This is a genomic window from Bradyrhizobium cosmicum (assembly GCF_032290525.1).
Lineage (GTDB): Bacteria > Pseudomonadota > Alphaproteobacteria > Rhizobiales > Xanthobacteraceae > Bradyrhizobium > Bradyrhizobium cosmicum_A.
In genome coordinates this window covers 260,545-282,872 of sequence record NZ_JASXTA010000001.1, presented here as the reverse complement: position 1 = coordinate 282,872, position 22,328 = coordinate 260,545, and the positions used below count along the sequence as shown (strand labels likewise).

Genomic DNA, 22,328 nt, shown 5'->3' with positions numbered 1-22,328 from the left:
GGTTTCGTCCATGGCGGTCCGCAGCAACATCGTCGGAATCGACAGCCCGGAGGCACTGGAGAAGGCGCTGCGCGCGGCCTATTACCTCGCCGACGAGGGCCTTGCGACCGCCGCCTATCTCGGCCTTGCGCTCGGCAAACCGCTACTACTCGAAGGCGCGCCGGGCGTCGGCAAGACCGAGGCTGCCAAGGCGATCGCCGCCGTGCTCGGCCGCCGTCTGATCCGCCTGCAATGCTACGAGGGCATCGACGCCTCCGCCGCGCTCTACGAGTGGAATTATCCGCGCCAGATGCTCGCGATCCGCCAGGCCGGCGACGAAAGCATCGATATCTATGGTGAAACGTTCCTGATCGAACGTCCGATGCTGGCCGCGCTGCGTGCGCCCGACTCCACTGTGCTGCTGATCGACGAGATCGACCGTTCCGACCAGGAATTCGAGGCCTTCCTGCTCGAATTTTTGTCCGACTTCCAGATCTCGATCCCGGAGCGCGGCACGGTGCGCGCCGTAGAGCGTCCCGTCGTCGTGCTGACCTCGAACCGGACGCGCGATTTGCACGAGGCGCTGCGTCGCCGCTGCGTCTATCACTGGATCGATTATCCCACCGAGGAGCGCGAAGCACGGATCGTGATGCTGCGGGCCTCCAGCGTCGCCGAGGCGACCGCGCGGGCCGTCGTCGCCGCCGTCGGCAAGCTCAGGCGCGAGCCGCTCAGCAAGGCCCCGGGCATCGCCGAAGCCGTCGACTGGGCCGAAGCTGCGACGCTGCTCAACAAGGGAGGCGCGCGCTGGCCGGATGCCTTCAGGCGGTCGATCGGCGTGGCGCTCAAGGACGAGGAGGACCTGCACTTCATCTCGCCCCGGCTCGACGCCATGCTCGCGGAGGCAACCGCATGAGCGCCGAACCGCAGCTTCCGCGCGCCGCCCGCATCTTCATGTCCTTTGTTGCGCTGCTGCGCGCCAACGGGTTTGCCGTTGCGCCAGAGCAGACCACTGCGTTCCTCACCGCGATCGAGCTGCTCGGCCCGCGCGACCTCAGGGATATCAGGCTGGCGGCACTGGCCACCCTCGCCCCGCCGCCGGAACGACGCGCGACCTTCGACCGGCTGTTCGACCTGCACTTCCGCGGCAGCGAGGCCATCGAGCACGCCGACGACGGCGAAGATGACGAGACGGCTCGGCTTCAGGAGGAAGGCCGTGGCGACGAAGAGCCGCTACTGTCCGACGAGGCCAGCGAGTCCGGCCTGACCGCGACCCGCACCGAGGCGCTGGTCGAGCGCCGCTTCGCCCAGCTCTCCACGACCGAGGCGCTGCGCCGCCTGACGCGTGAGGCGCCACGCCGCCTGCCCCGGCGGCGTGGCCATCGGCGCATGCGCGCCCGCCGCGGGCCGTTTGCCGATCTCCGCCGCACGTTGCGCGACTCTGTCCGCAGCGACGGCGAGATCCTGCGGCTCGGACACATGAAGCGGCGCCAGCGCCCGCGAAAATTCCTGCTGCTGATCGACGTCTCCGGGTCGATGAAGAGCCGCACCGAAGAGAACATGAAGCTCGCGCACGCGCTGGTGCAGGCCGCGCCCAATGTCGAGGTCTTCACCTTCGGCACGCGGCTGACCCGCGTCACCCGCGCGCTCCGGCTGAAACGGCGCGAGCAGGCTCTGAACGCGGCCGCAAATCTCGTCAGCGATTGGGATGGCGGCACCCGCATCGGCGATGCGCTGCAGGCCTTTCTCGCGGTGCCCCGCTTCGGCGGCTATGCGCGCGGGGCGGCGGTGGTCGTCGTCTCCGACGGGCTGGAGCGCGGCGAAGTCGATGCGCTCCGCGATGCGGTGGCAAAGCTGTCGCGGCGGGCCTGGCGCGTGAGCTGGCTGACGCCGCTCGCAACAGGGCCGGGTTTCCGTCCGCAGACCGAAGGGCTCATTGCGATCGCGCGCCATGTCGACGACCTCGTCGACGGCGGATCGAGCGCGTCGATCGTCGCGCATGTGCTGGCACTGGGACGAAGGAGAGTTGCGTGACCGCGATTGTCGACGGGCATCACCACATCTGGCGGCAGGCCGACCTGCCCTGGCTGACCGGTCCCATGCAGCCCCGCATCTTCGGACCCTACGAGCCGATCCGGCGCGACTATCCGATCCAGGAGTATATCCACGACCTCAAGGGCACCGGCGTCACCCGCTCCGTCTACGTCCAGACCAACTGGGCCAACGACCGTTTCGAGGACGAGACCGCCTGGGTGCAGCAGACCGCCGACGAACATGGCTGGCCGCACGCGATCGTCGCCTACGCCAATTTCGCCGTGGACGACGTGCGCCCGCAACTCGACCAGCTGAAGCGTTATTCCCTGGTGCGCGGCGTCCGCATGCAGCTGCATTGGCATGAGAACCCGCTCTATCGCTTCGCGGCCAAGCCCGACCTCTGCATCGATCCCGTGGTTCGCCGCAACATTGCGCACCTTGCCGACTATGGCTGGAGCTTTGATCTCCAGGTGTTCACACCACAGATGCCGGATGCGGCGCAGCTCGCCGAATCTTGTCCCAAGGTCACGTTCATCCTCCAGCACGCCGGCATGCTCGAAGATCTCTCCCCCGCGGGGCGCGCGGCCTGGCGCGCCGGGATGGCGCGGCTCGCGGCCTGTCCGAACGTGGTCTCGAAGCTGTCGGGGCTCGGCACCTTCATCCATCGTAACGACCCCGCCCATATCGCCGCCGTGGTCATGGATACCGTCGCAATCTTCGGCGCTGAACGCTGCCTGTTCGGCTCCAATTTCCCGATCGAGAAATTGTGGACCAGCTACCGCGAGCTCGTCGATGCGTTTCGCGCCGCGGCTGCGCCACTCACGACTGAACAGCAGGACGCGATCTTCAGAGGCACCGCCACGCGCGTCTATCGGCTTTGACAGACAAGAAACAGATCAGGGAGGGCAACGAATGGCGCTGGAGATCAAGATCCTCGACTATGGCGATATCGAGCTGGAATCGAGCTTTCTGGTGCTCGGCCGCGACTGCGGCCGCACCCGCCGCGTCCTCACGCTCGGCTTTTTGATCCTCGGCGGCAAATATCCGGTCGTGGTTGACACCGGCTATCGCTCCAACCAGATCATGGAGACGCTGGGCATGCGCGGCCTGCAGTACCACGAGCACATGATCGAGAACCAGCTCGCCCGCCACGGCGTGCGCATGGGCGACGTCCGCTTCGTCTGCCACACCCATCTGCACATCGACCACGCTGGCAAGGACGATCTGTTCCCGATGAACACGACCGTCGTCCTCAACCGCAAGGAGCTGGAATATTCGGTCTCCGGCCTGATGCACCCGCAATATCCGGCGCCCGACATCAAGCACCTGATCGACCGCCTGCACACCAGAAGCGCGCTGCGCTTCCTCGACCTCGAGATCACCGGCCCGATCGAGCTGATGCCCGGCGTCTATTGCGACGCCGCCAACGCCCATACCGAGGGCTCGATGAACGTCATCGTCGAGACCGCCGACGGCATCGCCACCATCTGCGGCGACGTCATCTACGACTTCAACGACCAGATCGTCACGCCCTTCAACGAGATCCACGACTGGGAGCCGCGCACCACCGGCAATCACGGCACCAGCAAGCGCGCGGAGAAGGCCTCGATCAAGAAGCTGCTGAGCAATTCGCGCTATCTGCTGCCGGTGCACGATCGACCGGCGAAGATCGAGGGCGGCAATGTCGTAGGGCGACTGCACGACCAGGTCCCCGGACCGATCGTGCAGTCGCTGCCTCCGCGCAACTGGTTCCCGGCTTGAGATCAACCGATGACGCACGTCACCTTGCGCTCCGAATTCGAGACCCTGATCGACCCCTACGCACCGGTCGCGCAGGTCGGAACAGGCTTTGACTTCACGGAAGGCCCGATCTGGCATCCGGTCGATCATTATCTCCTGTTCTCGGACATGCCTGCCGACGTGCGGCGGCGCTGGGATGCACGGCGGGGCGTCGTCGAGGTCAAGCGCCCGTCGAACAAATGCAACGGCATGACCTATGATGCCGAGCTCAACCTGATCGTCTGCGAGCACGCGACCTCGTCGCTGGTCCGGGAGCGGCCGGACGGGCGGCGCGAGGTGCTGGCCTCGCACTTCCAAGGACAGGAGCTCAACAGCCCCAACGACGTCTGCGTGCACTCATCGGGCGCGATCTTTTTCTCGGATCCCTGGTACGGCCGCATGCCGGTCTATGGCGTCGAGCGGCCGCGCCAGCTCGGCTTTCAGGGCGTCTATCGCCTCGTGCCGGGCAGCGAGCCGAAGCTCGCGGTCGAGCGCAACCTGTTCGATCAGCCCAACGGGCTGTGCTTCTCGCCGGACGAGAAGCTGCTCTATGTCAACGACACCGTGCAGGCGCTGATCCGCGTGTTCGACGTCAATGCGGACGGCACGCTGTCGAGCGCACGCGTGTACGCAAGCGGCATCCGGTCCGAGCTCGAGCCCGGCCTGCCCGACGGCATGAAGTGCGACCAGCACGGCAATGTCTGGGTCACCGCGCCCGGCGGCGTCTGGGTCTATTCGCCGCGCGGCGAGCTGCTCGGGAAGGTCCGCGTGCCCGAGCTCGTCGCCAACCTTGCCTGGGGCGGGCCGGATTTCCGCACGCTGTACCTGACCTCGACGCACTCGGTCTATGCCATCCCGACCAAGGTAGGCCCGCGCCACGAGCCCTATATGAGCGGCAGGCGCAGCAGCGGTGCGGCCCCGAACGCCGGCCCCGCGGCCGCGGCGCCCATCCTCGCCGACGGCGAGATGCGGCTCGATCCAAACCGCTGCGCCATGATCATCCAGGATCTTCAGAACGACGTCATCATGGACGGCGGCGCATTCGCGGACTCCGGTGCGCCAGGGCACGCGAAGCAGCAGCATGTGGTCGAGAATGTCCGGCGCCTTGCGGAGACGGCGCGGGCCCGCGGCGTTGCCATCATCCATGTCTTGTTCGTGGTCGAGCCCGGCGCACCGGGCGTGACGTTGAACGCCCCCCTGTTCGAGGGTCTCGTCGACAGCAAGGCGATGGTGCGCGGCAGCTGGGGCGCGGCACCGGTCTCAGGTCTGGAGCCACGTCCCGGCGATTTCGTGGTCGAGAAGATGCGGATGAGCGCCTGGGAAGGCACGCGGCTGGAGACGATCCTGAAAGCCACCGGCCGCGACATGATCATCAACACCGGCGCCTGGACCAACATGTCGGTCGAGCACACCGCGCGCACCGGCGCCGACAAGGGCTATTTCATGATCGTGCCGGAGGACTGCTGCTCGACCATGAATGCCGACTGGCACTCCGCCTCGATCAACTTTGCCATGCAGAACGTCGCAATCGTCACCCGCGCGGATGCCGTCATCAGAGCGCTGGGATGAGCGGTGGCAAAGCTTTTGCACCTCTCCTGTTCGCCGCGCGCCGACTCCGAGTCGAGCGCTGGCGCGCGCGTCTTCGTTGACGGTTTTCGCCAGGCGCGGCCGGACTGGGACATCGATGTTATGGACCTCTGGCACGAGCGGCTGCCGGAATTCGCCGGCCCCATCGTCGAGGCCAAATATGCCCGCATGAACGCGCAGGCCTTCAACGACGCTCAGCGCGAGAGTTTTGCCGAGGCCGAGCGGATGGCGCTGCGCTTCTCACTGGCCGATCGCGTGCTGATCTCGACGCCGATGTGGAATTTCGGCATCCCCTACCGACTGAAGCAGTGGTTCGACATCGTCATCCAGCCCGGCCTGACGTTCCGCTTCGACCCGGCGCAGGGCTATCTTCCGCTGCTGAAGGACCGGCCGACCATCGTCATCCTCGCCTCCGGCGGCGATTTTGCCACCGGCATGAACCGCGGCCGTATCGACATGGCGACGCCCTATTTGCGCGAAGCGCTCCGCTTCATCGGCGTCAGCGACGTGCGTTTCGTGCCGATCGGGCCAACGACCGGCCCGGCCGAGCCGATCCGCGCCGCCCGCGAGACCGCGCGCCGTCGTCTCGCCGAGATGGCGAAGCGGTTTTGAGCTGCATTCACTCGTCCAGCAGGGCCAAAAACTCCTCGATCCGGTCGAACGGATCGTCGTGCCCGCGGGCAGCGTAGACGACGCGATCGCCGTCGCGCTGGAGCGATCGCGCCCTGGATTTCCGCAAGCGTCCGGGGAGGAATGTCGCGGCGACGGCCTCGGGCCCGAGATCGAGCCTGACGATGCCGCGCCGCTTGCAATCGATCCTGAGTCTGGCGGCGGCAAAGAAGTCGCGCGCCTCCGGCGGGAGCCTGCCGAAACGCCGCGAAATCTCCTCCTCCAGGTCTTCCAGATCGTCATCGCTCCGGCACCGGGCGGCGCGGCCGTAGATCTCGAGCCGCATCGCTTCCGATTGCACATAACCTTCAGGCAGCATGTCGCCGACGGGGAGATTGAGGTCCGGCACCCACAGAAAGGCGCCGGAGTCGTTGATCCTCTCCGAGGCGAGCTTCAGGAGATGGCTGTACAGCACCGGCCCGAACACTTGCACATGTCCGGACTGCTGTTCCGAGAACAGGTCGCCGGCGCCCCTGAGATCCAGATCGCGCTCGCTGATGGCAAAGCCCGCGCCGGGCTTGCTGAACTCCTCGAGCACGGCCAGACGCTTCTCGGACTGCTCGGAGGTCGACTCCGTCAAGAGATACGCGAAAGCGCGTATGCCGCCGCGCCCTACCCGCCCTCTGAGCTGGTGGAGCTGCGCGAGGCCGAACTTTTCGGGCCAGCACACCACGATGGTGTTCGCGCGCGGAATATCGAGACCGCTTTCGACGATGTTGGTCGCCAGCAGCACGTCCGCCTCGCCATCGACGAAACTCATCATACGGTCGTCGAGTTCGTCGACGGGCATCTTGCCGTGAAGACAGACGATGCGGAGGTCGGGTGCCAGCGCCTGCACGCGCGCCAGCATCGGCTCCAGATCCTGGATGCGCGGGCAGATCAGAAAACTCTGCCCATGCCGCCGCCGCTCGCGCAGCAATGCGCCGGCGATGGCCGCATCCGAAAGCGGCGCGATCTTGGTCACGATCGGAAGCCGGTGAACCGGCGGCGTTGCGATCACGCTGAGATCGCGGAAGCCGGCAAGGCCTGCGGCGAGCGTGCGCGGGATCGGCGTGGCGCTCATCCAGAGCGTATGAGCATTCTTTGCCAGCCCTGAAAGCTTCGCCTTCTCTGCCGCCCCGAAATGCTGTTCCTCGTCGATGATGACGAGGCCAAGGTCGGCGAACTTCACATCCTTCGCAGAGAGCGCCTGCGTGCCGACAACGACTTTCAGCCTGCCGTTTCGCAAGCCTTCTTTGGTTTCTCTCGTCGCCGGCCCCGAAGTCGCCCGCGACAGGCTTCCGACTTCGATACCGAGCGGACCGAAGCGCTTGCGAAAGGTTTCGACGTGCTGCCGGGCCAGCACGGTCGTCGGCACGGCGATCGCCACCTGCTTCCCCGACAGCGCCACGGCGGCCGCCGCGCGCAACGCCACCTCGGTCTTGCCAAATCCGACGTCGCCGCAGACCACTCTGTCCATGGGGTGACCTGCCGCCAGATCGTCGAGGACGTCCTGAATGGCCTTGGCCTGGTCCACCGTCGGGAAATAGGGAAAACGCGCGACGAACCTCTCATACATCGACCCCGGCGCGACCAGCTTGGGTGCGCGGCGACGGTGGCGCTGGCTAATATGCTTGGCGAGCGCCTTGGCAGCAGTCTGAAGTTCTGCCTCCGCCTCGGTCCGCCGCGCCCACCATGTGCTTCCGTCCGCCTTGTCGAGCGTCAGCTTGCCGGGTTCCCCGGCATAAGGCCAGATCACAGCAAGATCGGCCGGCGGTACGAGAACGGCATTTTCGCCGGCAAAAACGAGCCTGACCATCTCGCGGCGCGATCCCTTTCCCATCTCGAGGGTCTGCAAGCCACCGAGCACAGCCAGCCCGCGCTGCAGGTGAACCACCGCCGTGCCGCGTTCGGGCACGTCAGGATGATCGAAAGCGGCCGTCCAGGCTCTTGCCATCGGCTGCGGATGATGGGCTCTGCTGCCGAGCACGTCGGACGCGGTCACGACAACCAGAGGCTTGCGCCCGGACCCGACGAAGCCGGTGTCGAAGTCGGCCAGGAACGCCGTCTCGCGATCCCGACCATTGGTAGCCTCGCTCCAATCCGCACAGCGCTCCGCCTTGATGCCGCTCATCCGCTCCATCGCGCGAAGATCATCCTCGATCGCCGCGACGAACAGCAGCCGCGACCCGGCGCGTTGCATGTCGGCGATGAATGCTCGAAGTATCTTTCTTGGCGAGGTGGCCTTCGAGAAATCCGGCGTCGGGGTGAAGGCCGATTTCTGCGGCAGCACGCTCATGCGCTTCTTCAGCAGTTTCCATTCCGCCCGTCCGAGATATTCGCGCTCGGCATCCTTGCGGCCCGCCGCCTCCTCGATCGTGCCGAGCCAGCTATCGGCATGGGCCGGCACGCCGGCATCCACGATCCACCGCGCGCGGCTGCAATAATCCGGCAGCGTCGCCCGTTGTCCGCGCTTGCTGCCCAGCGCGATCTGTTCGGACATGGGATCGACGAGCAACTCCTTCGTTTCGTAGACGACCTCATGCTCGATCGGATCGACGGCGACGATCTTGCGCAGAACCCCGTCAGAATGCTCGATCCTGAACGGGCTGAGCGCACCCGCGGGGAACACTTCGAATGTCTTGCCGTGGAACAGGGCGCCGCCGGGATATTCCGCCTCTTCGTCGAGATCGTAGCCGAGCGCTTCAAGACGGCTCTCCAGCCCAGCTTCCGAAAACGCTCCGCCCACCTTCAGGCTGAGACTGGTCTTCGACCAGCTCGCCGGCAACGGCAGCCGTTCCATGATGGCCTCTGCGGTCGACACGACGAAGACCGGCTTCTTCGTCCTGGCAAGGCGCCGCAGCACCGAACTCCGCCGGCCAGCGATCTCACGCGATGGTGCCAGACCATCAAATGGTAGATTGTTCAGTCGCGGGAACACCAGCACATCGACCGCAGGATCGAGCGCGTGGATCACGCCGCCCAGACGCTCCGCCCTGTTCTCGTCGTTGCAGAGGAACACGAGGCCGTCGCGGCCGGACTTCTCCCATTGCTCGAGCAGATGGAGGGCGAGCATGCCGAGAGGCGATGAGGACGAGACCGCGGAGCGCGATGAGCTCTTGCCTTTGACGCTCTTGCTTTTCGAGCTCGTGCTTTTTTTCGCGCCGGTCGTGGCCCGGGCTTTCCTGATGGCCGCCAATGTGTATCCAACTTTGTTTCGCAAATAGAGGCGCGCGTCGACGAGCCCTCCCGTTGAGCTCCGTCGATAACGCGCACCGGGCCTAAGTGCCCAAGGACGTCATTACAATTTCGCGATTGTGTTGAAAAGCACGGATGCAGGCCCGGACGACCGGCCTGCACGCCAAATAAGGGTTACTGCAGCACCTTCGGCAGCACCACGACGACGTCCACGCTCTGCCCGAGAACCTGGGTCGCAACCACTGCGAGGTGGTGCGAGAATTCATCCTCGATCTCGGCCGCGCAGTCTTCGTCCCTGGCAACGGCGAACAGCAGATTGCCGTCGATCTCGTCGAAGCGGATACCGGCGAACAGACGATCGAACGTCTCGGCGCCCGCGATGAACGCGATTCGCGCCTGGATGGCCTGGTCTTCGACGAGTGACAGCTTCATCATGAACGGGAACATGGGGGCGCATCGTCCAAATGCAAGAGCGCCGGCGCGCTGGCGCGGCCTGCCGGGCACACTATATTGGTGGTGTCCTACCGCCTGACTGCGTCCGCCCCTTGAGGAAACTCTTGATTCTCTTTCTTTTGCTGATTGTCGTGCCGATCGGGTTGTCGGCCGGACGTTATTACTTGTTTGGCGATGGCCGCGGCAATTGGCAGACGGCCGATCGCTCCAGTGCAGGACTGTTGCCGCCGGCATCCGCCAATCCGGAGGCGCTGATCCGGGTCTTTGCCGCGCGTACGGTGCGGTGGCGCAGCATCTTCGCCGTCCACACCTGGATCGTGGTCAAGGAAAGGGGCGCCAGCACCTACAGCCGATACGACTACACGGCGTGGGGCGACCCGATCCGCAGCAACGGATTTGCGCCTGACGGCCGCTGGTTCGGCGCCCTGCCGGAGACCGTCGTGGCGGTCGACGGGGCGCGGGCCGAACAGCTGATCCCGAAGATCCGTCACGTCATCGAGACCTACAAGTTCCGCGCCTATGGCGATTACAGCGCCTGGCCCGGACCAAACTCCAACACCTTCGTGCAGGCGGCGCTGGACGCCGTTCCCGAGCTTCGCGCCGTCCTGCCACCGACGGCGGTCGGCAAGGACTATCCCTACAATGGACGCTGGGCCGGCATCACCGCTTCCGGCACCGGCCTCTATGCCTCGCTATCGGGTTACCTCGGCATGACGATCGGCTGGGTCGAAGGAGTCGAGATCAACTTTCTCGGCGCCGTGCTCGGCATCGACATCCGGCGGCCGGCGCTCAAGCTCCCTGGCATCGGCCGCCTCGGATCAGCGGCCGGCTTGTAGAGCGGCCGCCAGCGACCGCCGAACCAATTAATCCTGGCTCGCCAGCGCCGGAATATTTTCGCGAAGGATGATCTCGCTGCGCGGCGCCTCGATGCCGTGCATGGCGCTGCGGCCGGCGCGCAGATTGTCGAAGATGCCGACACAGCACATCATCGTGTTGAGCTGATTTTGGGTGATGACGGCATCCATCGTCCCGTCGAGCAGGAAGCTGCGCGTGTCCGAGGTCAGGCCATGACCGATGAAGGCCACGTCGCGCGCCCGGTTCATTTCCTTCAGGGCCCGGGCGACGCCGTCGGCGGCGCCGCCGATGTTGTAGATTCCCGCCAGATCCGGATGCTGGCCGAGCAGCATGCGCGTCTGGCGATAGTTGCGGTCGGCGTCATCGTGGCCTTCGCGCAGGCCCACGACCTTGATCGCGGGGAATAGTTCTTCGAAGACGTGCAGGAATCCCATTTCGCGCTCTTCATGCGCGCGATAGCTGCGGCTGCCCGCGATCATCGCGACCTTGGCCGCACGCTCGCCCAGAAAGCGCGCGATCAGATAGCCGGCGGTGCGGCCGATCGAGCGATTGTCCAGTCCTATATAGGCCGCGCGGCGCGCATTCAGGATATCCGAGATCAGCGTCACCGTCGGCACGCCGTGCTCCGCCAGCCTGTCGACGGCTTCCCTCACGACGGGATGCTCGAGCGCCATGAAGGCGATGCCGTCGGCCTTGTCGCGGGACTGCCAGAGCCGGCGCGCCAGCAGCTCGGGATTGAAGCTCTTGATGGTGTCGACCTGACAATGGACGTTGAAGGGAGCGAGCCGGCCGTCGGAGCGCGCGATCAACTGCCCAAGAGTCGACAGGAAACGGTTGGTGCCCGACGGCAGCAGGAACAGCAGCCGCATCGGCTTGGGCCGCATCGCCGCCAGAAGATTCTCGGCCGGCATGTAGTCGAGCTCGGATGCGGCGGCGAGCACGCGCTGCTGCGTCATCGCCCGCACGCCGGGCCTGCGATTGAGCACGCGATCGACGGTCGCCGTGGAGACGCCGGCCCGGCGCGCCACGTCGACGATGCGGCTCAGCGGGGAAGCGACCGGTTTGTCCATCTCAGCGCCCGAACGTCAGACACATCAAAAACCATCATCATTTCCGTTTGACACCGTAGCGTGAAGTCGCAATTTTCGCATCAACATTATCTCAGAAACATCAAATAACATCAAATCGCCATTGGAGGAGAAGCCCATGTCCCTGACCCGTCGGCGCGCCTTGCAAGCCCTGTCCGCCCTTCCCGCGGCGGGTTTGATCGGCGGCCTCCCGCGCCCGGCCCGGGCGGCTGAATTTTCGTTGAAATACGGCAACAACTTGCCGCTGACTCATCCCCTCAACATCCGCGCCCAGGAAGCTGCCGATCGCATCGCCAAGGAAAGCAACGGCCGGGTCGAAATCGTCATCTTCCCGAACAACCAGCTCGGCGGCGATACCGACATGCTCGCCCAGGTGCGCAGCGGTGCCCTGAACTTCTTCACGCCCTCCGCGCTCGTGGTGGCGACCCTGGTGCCGGTCGCCGCGATCAACGCCGTTGGTTTTGCCTTTGCCGATTACGATCAGGTCTGGAAAGCGATGGACGGCGCGCTTGGCGCGCATGTCCGTGCCGCCATGACCAAGGTCGGCCTCCATACATTCGAGAAGATGTGGGACAACGGCTTCCGCCAGATCACCAGCGGCGCCAAGCCGATCGAGAGCGCCAAGGACATGGACGGCCTCAAGATCCGCGTGCCCGTCTCTCCGCTCAGCATCTCCATGTTCAAGGCGCTCTCGTCATCGCCGACCAGCCTGCAATTCAGCGAGGTCTATTCGTCGCTCCAGACCCGCATCGTCGATGCGCAGGAAAATCCGCTGCCGATCATCCAGGTGGCGAAGCTCTACGAGGTGCAGAAATACTGCGCCATCAGCAACCACATCTGGGACGGCTTCTGGTTCATCGCCAACGCCCGCGCCTTCAACGCCCTTCCCGCCGACCTCAAGACCATCGTCAGCAACGCCATCAATGACGCCGGGTTGAAGCAACGCGACGACATCAAGGCGTTCAACGCGACCGTGCAGGCCGATCTCCAGAGCAAGGGAATGAACTTCACTAGGCCTTCGCCCGACTCCTTCCGCGCCAAGCTGCGCGATGCTGGGTTTTACGGCGAATGGAAGGGCCGCTTCGGCGACGAGACCTGGGCCCTGCTCGAGGGCGCCGTCGGCAAGCTGGCTTGACCGCGATGACGATCGCAGAGCATCGGATGACGGACTATCTGGAGGCGGCCGCTCAGCCTGCCCCCCATGCGAACGCACGGAGATCCGCGAGGGCCTTCGGCACGGTCGACCGCTGGCTCGGCGCGGCAGTCGAGACGGTCGCGGCCGGCCTCGTGCTGGCCGAAATCGGAATCATGCTCGCCGGCGTCATCATGCGCTACGTCTTCCACAATCCGCTGATCTGGTCGGATGAGCTTGCTTCGATCCTGTTTCTCTGGCTCTCGATGCTGGGCGCGGTGATCGCGCTGCGCCGGGGCGAGCACATGCGCATGACGGGGCTCGTCAGCCATGTAGGCCCGGGCGCACGCGCCTTTCTCGATACGATTGCGGCGGTGGCGCCGCTGGCCCTGCTGGCGCTGATCCTGCATCCCGCCTTCGACTATGCGAGCGAGGAACAGATCATCGTCACCCCGGCGCTGGAGATCAGCAATGCCTGGCGCGCAGCCGCAATCCCCGCCGGGATGACGCTGATGGCGGTCGTCGCCGCGATCCGGCTCGCGACGCATCATCGCCCCGCGCTGATCGTCGCGGCCTTCATCACCACCGCCGTCCTGATCGCCGCATTCTGGCTTGCCGGACCGCTGCTCGCCCCCCTCGGACGGTACAACCTCGTCATCTTCTTCGTCGGCGTGGTCGCAGCCAACGTGTTCGCCGGTGTCCCGATCGCCTTCTCTTTTGCGCTTGCGACGTTCGGCTATCTGGCGCTGACCACGAACACACCAATGATGGTGATGGTCGGCCGTCTCGACGAAGGCATGTCGCACCTGATCCTGCTCGCGGTGCCGCTGTTCATTTTGCTCGGCGCGTTGATCGAAATGACCAGCATGGCCCGGGCCATGATCCAGTTCCTGGCAAGCCTGCTCGGGCATGTCAGGGGTGGACTGTCCTATGTGCTGATCGGCGCCATGTATCTGGTCTCCGGCATTTCCGGTTCGAAGATCGCCGACATGGCCGCGATCGCGCCGGTGCTGCTGCCGGAAATGCAGCGGCGCGGCGCCAAGCCCGGCGATCTCGTCGCGCTGCTCTCGGCCACCGGCGCGCAGACCGAGACCATTCCGCCGAGCATCGTGCTGATCACCATCGGCTCGGTGACCGGTGTCTCGATCGCCGCGCTGTTCACGGGCGGTCTGCTGCCGGCTTTAGTCGTCGGCACCGCGCTCTGCGTCGTGGTCTGGCGGCGCTACCGGCATGAGGATCTGAGCCATGTGCGGCGCGCTTCGAAGCGCCAGATCGCAAAACTCACCATCGTCGCGCTGCCCGCCATCCTGCTCCCCTTCGTGATCCGCACGGCCGTGGTCGAAGGCGTCGCCACCGCCACGGAGGTCTCGACCATTGGCATCGCCTACGCCGTGCTGATGGGCCTTGTGGTCTATCGCCAGTTTCCCTGGCGGCGGCTGAAACCCATGCTGGTCGAGACGGCCTCGTTGACCGGAGCGATCATCTTCATCATCGGCTGCGCCACGGCGATGGCCTGGGGCCTGACGCAATCCGGCTTCTCGCAGCAACTGGCGAAGGCGATGGCGACGATCCCGGGCGGCGCCTACGGCTTCCTCGCGATTTCGATCCTCGCCTTCGTCGTGCTCGGCAGCGTACTCGAGGGGATTCCGGCCATCGTGCTGTTCGGCCCGTTGCTGTTTCCGATCGCCAAGCAGGCCGGCGTGCATGAAGTGCATTACGCGATGGTCGTGATTCTCGCGATGGGCATCGGCCTGTTCGCACCACCCTTTGGCGTCGGCTATTACGGCGCCTGCGCGATCAGCAAGATATCGCCCGACGAAGGCCTCAAGCACATCTGGGGCTATGTCGCAGCGCTCTTCATCGGCCTCGCCATCGTCGCGGCGGTGCCGTGATTGTCGACCGGCTTCCTCAAATTCTGAACACAATGGGAATCATGCAATGAGCCGTTTTTTTGGCGAGGTCCGGCAAGCCGGCTATGTCGTCGACGACATCGAGAAGGCGATGGACTATTGGAGCCGCGAGCTCGGCATCGGGCCGTGGTTCTATAATCCGCGCGTTCCGATCGTGAACTACCATTATCGCGGCAAGGCCTATGAGCCGCACAATTCGGTGGCGCTGGCCAATTCAGGGCCGTTGCAGATGGAGCTGATCCAGATCCGCAATGACGTGCCGTCAATGTATGCCGACTTTCTGAAGGCCGGGAACAAGGGTCTGCAGCATGTCGCCTACTGGACCGAGGATTACGATTCGGATCTGGCGCGCCTCGAAGCCGAGGGTTTCGAGCCGGTCATGAGCGGCGAAGTCGGCGCGCGCGGACGCTTCGTCTATTTCGACACCGAATATCATCCGGGAACGGTGATCGAATTGTCGGAGGTCGCGGGCCCCAAGGGGAAGATGTTCGACCTGATCCGCGCAGCGGCCAAGGACTGGGACGGGCGCGACCCCGTGCGGCCGTTCCCCGATCTCACCAAGCTCTAGACTGCCGTGATTCCGTGATACCAAATCCTGTTCGGATCGAAGCCGACTATCTGATCGAGACGCCGGTCGATCCGCGGCTCGCCGCGGAGACCATGGCGGGCGAGCAGTCGAGCGGAACGTTCGTCGCGGTGCCCGGCGAGACGCCCGAGCTGAAGGCGCGTGCGGCCGCGCGGGTCGAGAGCCTCGAGCTACTTGATACGGTCCCCGCACCGTCGCTCCCGGTCGCCCGTCCGGTCAGCGCCGATGGCCCCTGGCAACGCGCGCGCGTGACCTTGTCGTGGCCGCTCGACAATATCGGTGCGTCGCTGCCCAATCTCGTCACGGCGATCGCCGGCAATCTCTGGGAATTGCGCCAGCTGACGGGCCTGCGACTGCTCGACCTGCGGCTGCCGCTCGCTTTCGCCTCGGCCTATCCCGGACCGAAGTTCGGCGTCGCCGGCACGCGCGAGCTGAGCGGCGTCAGCGGCCGTCCGCTGATCGGCACTATCATCAAGCCGAGCATCGGGCTCAGCCCGGCCGAGACGGCCAGTCTGGTTGCCACGCTGTGCGAGGCTGGCATCGACTTCATCAAGGACGACGAGCTGCAATCGGACGGCGCCTATTGTCCGTTCGACGAGCGCGTGCGCGCCGTGATGCGCGTCGTCAGCGACCACGCGGACCGAACCGGCAAGAAGGTCATGATCGCCTTCAACCTCACCGGCGAGATCGACCAGATGCGCCGCCGTCACGATCTGGTGCTCAGCGAAGGCGGCAGCTGCGTAATGGCGAGCATCAACTCAGTCGGGCTTGCCGGCATGATCGAGCTCGGCCGCCACACCCAGCTTCCGGTTCATGCCCATCGCAACGGCTGGGGGGCGCTCAACCGTCATCCCGCGCTCGGCTGGGATTATACGGCGTGGCACAAGATCTGGCGGCTGGCTGGCGCCGACCACATGCATGTGAACGGCATCGGCAACAAGTTCAGCGAGACCGACGACAGCGTAATCACATCTGCAAAGGCCGCGCTGACGCCGATGTTCGCGCACAAGCCGTGCATCGCGATGCCGGTATTTTCGTCGGGCCAGTCGCCGGCCCAAGCCGCGCCGACCTGGCGCGCGCTTGAAACGACCGATCTGATCTTCGCGGCCGGCGGCGGCATTCTCGCCCACCCCGACGGACCAGCCGCCGGCGTAGCCGATCTGCGCGCGGCGTGGGACGTCGCGATCGCGGGACCGCAGCAATGAGTGACGCGTCCGCCCTGCCCGACGGACCGCTCGTTGCCTTCTATGGCGACGATTACACCGGCTCGTCCGCGGCGATGGAGGCGCTTACCTTTGCAGGTCTGCCGACCATCCTGTTCCTCGAGATTCCAACGCCCGAACGTCTCGCTTCTGTCAGGCAGTTCCGTGGCATCGGCATCGCCGGCACGGCGCGGGCGAAGGATCCTGCCTGGATGGAGCAGAATCTTCCACCGGCCTTCGACGTGCTCGCCGGCATCGGCGCGCCGATCGCACATTACAAGGTGTGCTCGACATTCGATTCCGCGCCGCATGTCGGCTCGATCGGGCGCGCCATCGATCTCGCCGTGCCGCGGCTCGGCGGCAGCTGGCATCCGCTCCTCGTCGGCTCGCCGGCAATGGGCCGCTATCAGATGTTCGGCCATTTGTTCGCGACCGTGAATGGCGTCGGCCACCGCCTCGACCGGCATCCGACGATGTCACGTCATCCGGTGACCCCGATGGACGAGTCGGATCTCCGCCGGCATCTTGCAAGGCAGACGGCCCGATCGATCGGGCTGATCGACTTCGTCACGATGGCCAATGGCGGCGCGGATCAAGCGCTCGCGCGCGCGCGAGCCGCCGGCACCGAGATCATCTCGCTCGACGTGCTCGACGAGGCATCGCTGATCGAAGCCGGCCGCCTCATCTGGGAGCATCGCGGGAAACGTCTCTTTGTCGCCGGCTCCCAGGGTGTCGAGCAGGCACTGGTCGCCTATTGGCGTTCGGCAGGCCTGATCGACCACAGCAAGCCCGATCTGCGCCTTGCCGGCGTCGAACGTATCGCGTGCGTCTCCGGCTCCTGCTCTCCCGTCACCGCCGCGCAGATCGCTCATGCCGCAGGCAATGGATTCGATGTCGCACGGCTCGATGCGACGCGCGCGGTCGACGCGGCTGAATGGCCGAGGGAAATCGGCCGAGCCGCCGAGCGCGGACTCGGTGCGCTTTCGTCGGGACGCGATACCCTCCTGATCACCGCAAGCGGCCCCGACGATCCGGCGATCGGTGCCCTCAACGCCGCGATCGAGGCGAGCGGCGCAACCGCAGGCGCAGTGAACGAGCGCATCGGCGCCGGGCTCGGCCAGGCGCTGGACTCCATTCTCGAGATCGCGCAGCTGCCGCGCACCGTGGTCGCCGGCGGCGACACTTCCGGCCATGCGTTGCAGGCGATGGGCATCTACGCGCTGACTGCGATAGCTCCCCTCGCGGAAGGCGCGCCGCTCAACCGCGCGTCCTCGGATCGCGCACATGCGCAAATCGAGATCGCACTCAAGGGCGGACAGGTGGGCGGAGTTGATCTGTTCTGCCGTGCCAGAGACGGCGAATAGCGCACGCGGCCTTTCCGCCGCGAGGCCTAGTCCGGATCAAGCTTGCGTTATCGCTCCGGGCCGATCGGCCGCAAAGCGTGTTAATCATTTGAAAGCGCGGATTGGAGCCCCAGGAGCGAGCGAATCGCGGCGTTTAACGGTTCGATAACGATATAAACCTGCTTCAATCGCGTTAATGCAAATCGCACGCCGCCAGTGTCTCGGCCGTCGCGACCCTGCTATAAGAGCGCGGGATCCGGCTCGATCGACTTTTCCGGGTTATTGGTTTCCTGGTCGCCCATGAACAAGCCCAGCAATACATTCGATATCGCCATCGAGGAGGCGTTCGACTTCCTGTCTGCGGAATACGCGGCGCTGTTCGACAGCTCTGCCGCTACTGCATTTCAGCATCCGCTCTGGCTCGATAGTCTCTACGCCAAGCTCGCTTCCCATGCGGGGGCCGAGCGGCTGGTCGTCGTGGCTCGCCGGCGCGCGAGCGGTGCACTGGCGATGGTGCTGCCGCTGCTTCGAATCCGGCGCGGTCCAATCCGCACCATCGAATTCGCCGATCTGCGTGTCTCCGACTATCTGGCGCCAGTCTGCAGTCCCGAATTGTTTACCGACCTGCTGGAGGACGAGCATGCATGCGCGCAGATCCGGCGCCTCGTCCGGCCGTTTGACCTGCTGCGGATCACCAAGCTCCCCGACGGACGGCTTCCGATCGAAAGCCTCCTAGGCGCGCCCCGCCGGGTCTCGATGGAGACGAACGCCTACGCGACCGTTCTCGTCGCTCCGTTCGAGCAATGGCGCGCCAGCGCGCTGGATCGCTCCTATCAGAAGGAGCTCGCCAAGAAATCGCGCCAGCTCCAGAAGAAGGGAGCATTGAGCTTCTCGTGCTGCGACGACAGCGTCTCCGTCTCCGAGGCGATGGACGCGATGAAGCAGTATCGCGGCCCGCGCTTTCAGGCCCAGGGCGACGGAGATCTGCTCCAGCGCCCCGAATATTATAGCTTCTATTCCGACGTGGCACTTCGCGGTCTCGGCTCATTTGCCCGGCTCTATGCCATGAAGATGGATGGCGCCGTAATCGCTGCCGTGCTCGGCCTCAGCCATCGCGGCAGCTTCCTGGTCATCATGAGCGCGTTCGATATCGACGGCTACAAGAGCCAGTCCCTGGGCTCGCTGATGTTCGAGCAGGTCGCCAGGGACTGCATCGAGCGCGGCGACCAGATGCTCGACTTTACGATCGGCGACGAGCCATACAAGAAACTGTTCGGCGGACAGCCTTCACCGATGTGGATGGTGACGCAGGCCGGCAGCACCGCGGGCGCCATCAGCCTGTTCGCGCTGCGGCAGGCGCCCTGGCTCAAGCTGGCGGCCAAGCGGCTCTCGGATGTCAGGCTATTGCCCGCCCGCACCCCAACGCCAACGCGCTGATCGACACGTCGGCGAAGCGACGCAAGAATTCAGGCGCGCAGCGCGCCGCGAACACGTCCAAGCCAGCCCGGATGCATCTGATCGACACGATGCGTGAGGCTGCGTCGCAGGAAATGCAACCGGCGCCGCACATCCCACCCGATATCGTTGCGCGACGTCAGTGCCTGGCGAAAGCGAGCCATTTTCAGCGAGCGCTGGTCCGCCGCGAGCTTGTCGGGATCGGAATAGAACTGCGAGATCTTCTCCGTATCCATGCCCGGAGTTGCGAGCCAGCGCGGCCCATATTCGTTGCACAGGCGATCGACGTCCACCAGCAGGCGGGCGACGCCCGTGCCGGCGGCGGGACAGTTGGTCTGGAACGCATCGCCGATCAGAACGACGCCGGGCTGAGGGTGCCCTTCCACCACGGTCAGGTCCATCACCCAGTTCTGCACCTTGTCGATCACGTGGAAATCGCCGAGATAAGGCCGCAGTCCCGGCAGCAGGCGCAGCACCGTCGCTTCCGGCTCACGACGCAGCTCGCGCATGATCGGATCGGTCGGGTCGCGGAACATGAAAAGGTTGGCGCGCATGCCTGCGCGCACGGGAAACAGGCTGAGATAGTCGATGCCATCCGCCGTGCGCTCGCCGTAACAGGTCAGCGCCTCGAAATCGAACGGCGTGCCATCGCGGCGGGCGATCGTGAAGCCGAACGAGACCGAATGGCGCTCGGCCAGCACGCGCCGCTTGATGCCCAGCTTGTAGCCGAGCGCTCCCGCCATGCCTGTGGCGAGCACGACGAGCCGCGCGTCCAAACGTCGTCCGGACGCGAGCTCGATATGCTGGACATCGGCGCTGGGGTTGATTGCGGTGACTTCGTCGACGATCAGACTGGACGGATCCGGCAGCTGGCTGCGCGCCATCGCGACGAGGCTGCCATAGGAAAAACCGTACGCCTGGCCGACGCTGACATCGACCACCTTGCCTTCCCGGATATTGAGCACCCGGTCATACCGGCAGGCGACGTTCTCGAGCGCATGAAGGAAGCCCAGCTTGCGGAACATCTCCAGTTGCTGACCGCCGATCTTCTCGACCCGGAATTCGTCCGGATGCACCGCGCGCTTGTCGACGAGAGCGACGCGATGCCCTGCCCGCGCAAGCACCGCAGCGGCGAGCGATCCCGCAAGGCCGCCGCCGACGATCGCGACGTCAACAGCGATCGCCTCGGTCACGGTCTGGTCCGTCGTCATGATTTCGGGCTCCACGGTTAACGATGGTTCCATGTGCAATTCTCTCGCCTGATGTCGCATCAACAGGCCGAACGCGATCGTTTCCGGAGATTGAGGTTAACGGAGCGCAGGACTGTCTGCCGCGCGGCACGCGCCTTGCTCGGAACGGTCTCGAAATCCCGCGCTCGCGTCAGACCGACCGTCCGAATCCATTCCGAAGAGGCCATTCCGATGCACGAACAGCCACAGGACCGCCGGCTTCGCGTCTCGTCGAGCGCCGGCGCAGCGTCCGCATTGGCCCTCGATCGAGCAGGTGCTTGCTCAATTCGGGACATTGGGAACGCAGCTGTTCCACAGTGAGGCAGCAGCGTACGACCTTCGTCGGGCACGGTCGGCGGGATCAGGCGACCGTGCATTAACACTCGCCGTGTTGCGGCATGCTAGGCTGGCGCCGCACTTGCAACAGGCATATCCGGGGGACGCCCCGCATCTTCGATGATCGATTCCATTGTTCAATTTCTGCGGCGTGACGTCACGCGCGGTGTCGTCGGGACCATCCTTCTCAAGGTTGGCAGCGGCGCGCTGGCGTTTGCGGTGTTCTCGCTGGCAGCACGAACGATGACGCCCGACGGATTCGGTATCTTCGCGACCTGGCTTTCGGTGGCGCAGATCGCAGCGGTCATGGGACTGGCCGGTCAAGAATCCCTGCTGGTGCGTTTTCTGAACGAGTATCAAGTCGACGACAGGCCCGACCTCACCAAGGGTGTCCTGCTCGAAAGCTTCAAGATCGCCTCGGTCGCGATGCTGATCGCGATCGCCGCAGTCGCGCTGGTCGCACACTTCCGCGGCGACCTGTGGATGCTGATTCTTGCAGTCTCGGCCTACACCGCGGTGAGCGCCGGACTGATGCTCGGCAGCCAGATCGCACGCTCGCTGGTCAGCATTCTCATGGGCGAAGGCAACCGCGAGTTCTTCTGGCGGGTCATCGTCGTTCTGTTTCTGCTCGCCATGCTGTTCGGGCATCGGCAGCTCGATCCCGCTGAGTTGATTGCGGTGATGACAATTGCCATGTCGGTGGGCCTGATCGCGCAGATCATTGCGATTGCCCGGGCGCTGCCGGATTTGCGCGCTACGCCGGCGCGCGCTGAAACGTCGCGCTGGCGGTCGAGCGCGCTTCATTTCTGGCTCGCATCCATCCTCGAAGTCGCGAACCAGTATTTCGACGTCATTCTGGTCTACTGGATGCTGGATCCGGCGACCGCCGGCATTTACTTCGCTGCCTCGCGCCTCGCCAACATCTTCGCCATGCTGTCCGCGGCGCTGTACACGTTCGGCGCGCGCCGGCTTCCTTCGCTGTACTTCAGCAAGAACCATCAGGAGTTCGAGCGGACGTTGCAGCTCATGGCGGAGGTGACCGCGCTTTGCGTGGTCGCCGGGCTCGCTTTGATCTGGATTGGCGGCCCCGTCCTTCTCAACCTGTTCGGACCGCATTTCGCCGCGCAGCACTTGGTGCTGATTGTGCTCGCGATCGGAACGGCGATCCAGGCCGCAGGCGGTCCGTCCGCGGCGATCCTCCAACTGACGGGCCACGAGCGCATCTATGTTCCCGTGATTGCCGCGAACGTCGCAGTGCGGCTGGCCGGGTTCCTCGTCCTGATCCCCTGGCTCGGCGTGCTCGGCGCGGCGGTTTCGGCCACAGTGTCGCTGGCGCTCACGACAATCGCTCTCAACATCCTGTGCCGGCGGCGAACCGGGGTCGATCCTTCCATTCTCGTGCTGTTGCGCGTCTCGGCGTGGAAACGCCGCATCTATGCGGTCCGCAGCGCCGATTCGGCCGAATGAGCGTCAATTGCGCCATTGGCTTGGTTAACCCGCAACTGCCGCGCATTAAC

19 protein-coding genes are annotated in these 22,328 nt (G+C 65.1%); 15 read left to right on the top strand and 4 right to left on the bottom strand.

The features are described from left to right. Positions 1 to 10: 10 nt before the first annotated feature. From QSV46_RS01270 to QSV46_RS01245, 6 genes are read left to right on the top strand one after another with little or no spacing between them, the layout of a single operon-like run. A complete protein-coding gene (locus tag QSV46_RS01270; protein ID WP_314945218.1) occupies positions 11 to 892 on the top strand; it encodes a MoxR family ATPase in 882 nt (293 codons plus the stop codon). Then, on the top strand, positions 889 to 2,010 hold the full coding sequence (locus tag QSV46_RS01265) for a vWA domain-containing protein (RefSeq protein ID WP_314945215.1): 1,122 nt from the start codon (positions 889 to 891) through the stop codon (positions 2,008 to 2,010). The genes QSV46_RS01270 and QSV46_RS01265 overlap by 4 nt, the downstream gene beginning before the upstream one ends. Continuing rightward, positions 2,007 to 2,891 carry an amidohydrolase family protein gene (locus tag QSV46_RS01260; RefSeq protein ID WP_314945213.1) on the top strand — a complete coding sequence of 295 codons (885 nt, stop codon included), beginning with the start codon at positions 2,007 to 2,009 and terminating at the stop codon, positions 2,889 to 2,891. The genes QSV46_RS01265 and QSV46_RS01260 overlap by 4 nt, the downstream gene beginning before the upstream one ends. Before the next feature lie 31 nt (positions 2,892 to 2,922). Then, a complete protein-coding gene (locus tag QSV46_RS01255; protein ID WP_314945211.1) occupies positions 2,923 to 3,771 on the top strand; it encodes an N-acyl homoserine lactonase family protein in 849 nt (282 codons plus the stop codon). Between the two features lie 9 nt (positions 3,772 to 3,780). Continuing rightward, positions 3,781 to 5,358 carry an isochorismatase family protein gene (locus QSV46_RS01250; RefSeq protein ID WP_314945209.1) on the top strand — a complete coding sequence of 526 codons (1,578 nt, stop codon included), beginning with the start codon at positions 3,781 to 3,783 and terminating at the stop codon, positions 5,356 to 5,358. 3 nt (positions 5,359 to 5,361) lie between these two features. Further along, positions 5,362 to 5,988, top strand: coding sequence for an FMN-dependent NADH-azoreductase (locus QSV46_RS01245; protein ID WP_314945208.1), 627 nt, complete (start codon positions 5,362 to 5,364; stop codon positions 5,986 to 5,988). A 7-nt stretch (positions 5,989 to 5,995) separates the two neighbouring features. Here the strand turns inward: QSV46_RS01245 and QSV46_RS01240 are convergent, their stop codons facing one another. Then, a complete protein-coding gene (locus QSV46_RS01240) occupies positions 5,996 to 9,100 on the bottom strand; it encodes a DEAD/DEAH box helicase (protein ID WP_314945205.1) in 3,105 nt (1,034 codons plus the stop codon). Here QSV46_RS01240 and QSV46_RS01235 point away from each other — a divergent pair. Beyond that, positions 9,099 to 9,251 carry a hypothetical protein gene (locus QSV46_RS01235; protein WP_314945203.1) on the top strand — a complete coding sequence of 51 codons (153 nt, stop codon included), beginning with the start codon at positions 9,099 to 9,101 and terminating at the stop codon, positions 9,249 to 9,251. The two genes, QSV46_RS01240 and QSV46_RS01235, sit on opposite strands and share 2 nt — an antisense overlap. A gap of 145 nt (positions 9,252 to 9,396) precedes the next feature. On the opposite strand, the gene QSV46_RS01230 is transcribed toward QSV46_RS01235, so the two are convergent. Beyond that, positions 9,397 to 9,657, bottom strand: a complete 261-nt coding sequence (locus tag QSV46_RS01230) for a hypothetical protein (protein ID WP_314946443.1) — start codon at positions 9,655 to 9,657, stop codon at positions 9,397 to 9,399. 122 nt (positions 9,658 to 9,779) lie between these two features. Between QSV46_RS01230 and QSV46_RS01225 the strand changes: the two genes are divergently transcribed. Then, entirely contained in the window at positions 9,780 to 10,511 is a 732-nt protein-coding gene (locus tag QSV46_RS01225; RefSeq protein WP_314945202.1) for a DUF3750 domain-containing protein, read from the top strand. Between the two features lie 27 nt (positions 10,512 to 10,538). Here the strand turns inward: QSV46_RS01225 and QSV46_RS01220 are convergent, their stop codons facing one another. Continuing rightward, a complete protein-coding gene (locus QSV46_RS01220; protein WP_314945200.1) occupies positions 10,539 to 11,600 on the bottom strand; it encodes a LacI family DNA-binding transcriptional regulator in 1,062 nt (353 codons plus the stop codon). Between the two features lie 136 nt (positions 11,601 to 11,736). Here QSV46_RS01220 and QSV46_RS01215 point away from each other — a divergent pair, with 136 nt between their 5' ends. The 6 genes from QSV46_RS01215 to QSV46_RS01190 all read left to right on the top strand — a co-directional run bounded on the left by QSV46_RS01215 (position 11,737) and on the right by QSV46_RS01190 (position 19,228). Then, positions 11,737 to 12,753 (top strand): TRAP transporter substrate-binding protein, encoded by a 1,017-nt coding sequence (locus QSV46_RS01215; protein WP_314945197.1) that lies wholly within the window; start codon positions 11,737 to 11,739, stop codon positions 12,751 to 12,753. Positions 12,754 to 12,779: 26 nt separating this feature from the next. Beyond that, a complete protein-coding gene (locus tag QSV46_RS01210) occupies positions 12,780 to 14,642 on the top strand; it encodes a TRAP transporter large permease subunit (protein ID WP_314945194.1) in 1,863 nt (620 codons plus the stop codon). 46 nt (positions 14,643 to 14,688) lie between these two features. Beyond that, positions 14,689 to 15,228, top strand: coding sequence for a VOC family protein (locus QSV46_RS01205; protein ID WP_314945193.1), 540 nt, complete (start codon positions 14,689 to 14,691; stop codon positions 15,226 to 15,228). Positions 15,229 to 15,245: 17 nt separating this feature from the next. After that, complete coding sequence (locus tag QSV46_RS01200) at positions 15,246 to 16,451, top strand: ribulose-bisphosphate carboxylase large subunit family protein (protein ID WP_314946442.1); 1,206 nt, start codon at positions 15,246 to 15,248, stop codon at positions 16,449 to 16,451. Then, the gene (locus QSV46_RS01195) at positions 16,448 to 17,812 is read left to right on the top strand and encodes a four-carbon acid sugar kinase family protein (protein WP_314945191.1); all 1,365 of its coding nucleotides are present in this window, start codon (positions 16,448 to 16,450) and stop codon (positions 17,810 to 17,812) included. Before QSV46_RS01200 ends, QSV46_RS01195 begins: the two co-directional genes overlap by 4 nt. Positions 17,813 to 18,091: 279 nt before the next feature. Beyond that, a complete protein-coding gene (locus tag QSV46_RS01190) occupies positions 18,092 to 19,228 on the top strand; it encodes a GNAT family N-acetyltransferase (RefSeq protein ID WP_314945189.1) in 1,137 nt (378 codons plus the stop codon). A gap of 29 nt (positions 19,229 to 19,257) precedes the next feature. Here QSV46_RS01190 and QSV46_RS01185 read toward each other — a convergent pair whose 3' ends face one another. Next, positions 19,258 to 20,457, bottom strand: coding sequence for an NAD(P)/FAD-dependent oxidoreductase (locus QSV46_RS01185; RefSeq protein ID WP_314945187.1), 1,200 nt, complete (start codon positions 20,455 to 20,457; stop codon positions 19,258 to 19,260). A 474-nt stretch (positions 20,458 to 20,931) separates the two neighbouring features. On the opposite strand from QSV46_RS01185, the gene QSV46_RS01180 reads away from it, so the two are divergent. Next, complete coding sequence (locus QSV46_RS01180; RefSeq protein ID WP_314945186.1) at positions 20,932 to 22,278, top strand: lipopolysaccharide biosynthesis protein; 1,347 nt, start codon at positions 20,932 to 20,934, stop codon at positions 22,276 to 22,278. Positions 22,279 to 22,328: the final 50 nt, after the last annotated feature.

Bases quoted from the DNA above. Each gene is read 5' to 3' on its own strand.
- QSV46_RS01235 (WP_314945203.1), top strand. From the start codon at position 9,099: ATGCCGAGAGGCGATGAGGACGAGACCGCGGAGCGCGATGAGCTCTTG.
- QSV46_RS01180 (WP_314945186.1), top strand. From the start codon at position 20,932: ATGATCGATTCCATTGTTCAATTTCTGCGGCGTGACGTCACGCGCGGT.
- QSV46_RS01230 (WP_314946443.1), bottom strand. From the start codon at position 9,657: ATGATGAAGCTGTCACTCGTCGAAGACCAGGCCATCCAGGCGCGAATC.
- QSV46_RS01220 (WP_314945200.1), bottom strand. From the start codon at position 11,600: ATGGACAAACCGGTCGCTTCCCCGCTGAGCCGCATCGTCGACGTGGCG.
- QSV46_RS01240 (WP_314945205.1), bottom strand. From the start codon at position 9,100: ATGCTCGCCCTCCATCTGCTCGAGCAATGGGAGAAGTCCGGCCGCGAC.
- QSV46_RS01190 (WP_314945189.1), top strand. From the start codon at position 18,092: ATGAACAAGCCCAGCAATACATTCGATATCGCCATCGAGGAGGCGTTC.
- QSV46_RS01250 (WP_314945209.1), top strand. From the start codon at position 3,781: ATGACGCACGTCACCTTGCGCTCCGAATTCGAGACCCTGATCGACCCC.
- QSV46_RS01195 (WP_314945191.1), top strand. From the start codon at position 16,448: ATGAGTGACGCGTCCGCCCTGCCCGACGGACCGCTCGTTGCCTTCTAT.
- QSV46_RS01185 (WP_314945187.1), bottom strand. From the start codon at position 20,457: ATGACGACGGACCAGACCGTGACCGAGGCGATCGCTGTTGACGTCGCG.
- QSV46_RS01265 (WP_314945215.1), top strand. From the start codon at position 889: ATGAGCGCCGAACCGCAGCTTCCGCGCGCCGCCCGCATCTTCATGTCC.
- QSV46_RS01210 (WP_314945194.1), top strand. From the start codon at position 12,780: ATGACGGACTATCTGGAGGCGGCCGCTCAGCCTGCCCCCCATGCGAAC.
- QSV46_RS01205 (WP_314945193.1), top strand. From the start codon at position 14,689: ATGAGCCGTTTTTTTGGCGAGGTCCGGCAAGCCGGCTATGTCGTCGAC.
- QSV46_RS01255 (WP_314945211.1), top strand. From the start codon at position 2,923: ATGGCGCTGGAGATCAAGATCCTCGACTATGGCGATATCGAGCTGGAA.
- QSV46_RS01270 (WP_314945218.1), top strand. From the start codon at position 11: ATGGCGGTCCGCAGCAACATCGTCGGAATCGACAGCCCGGAGGCACTG.
- QSV46_RS01215 (WP_314945197.1), top strand. From the start codon at position 11,737: ATGTCCCTGACCCGTCGGCGCGCCTTGCAAGCCCTGTCCGCCCTTCCC.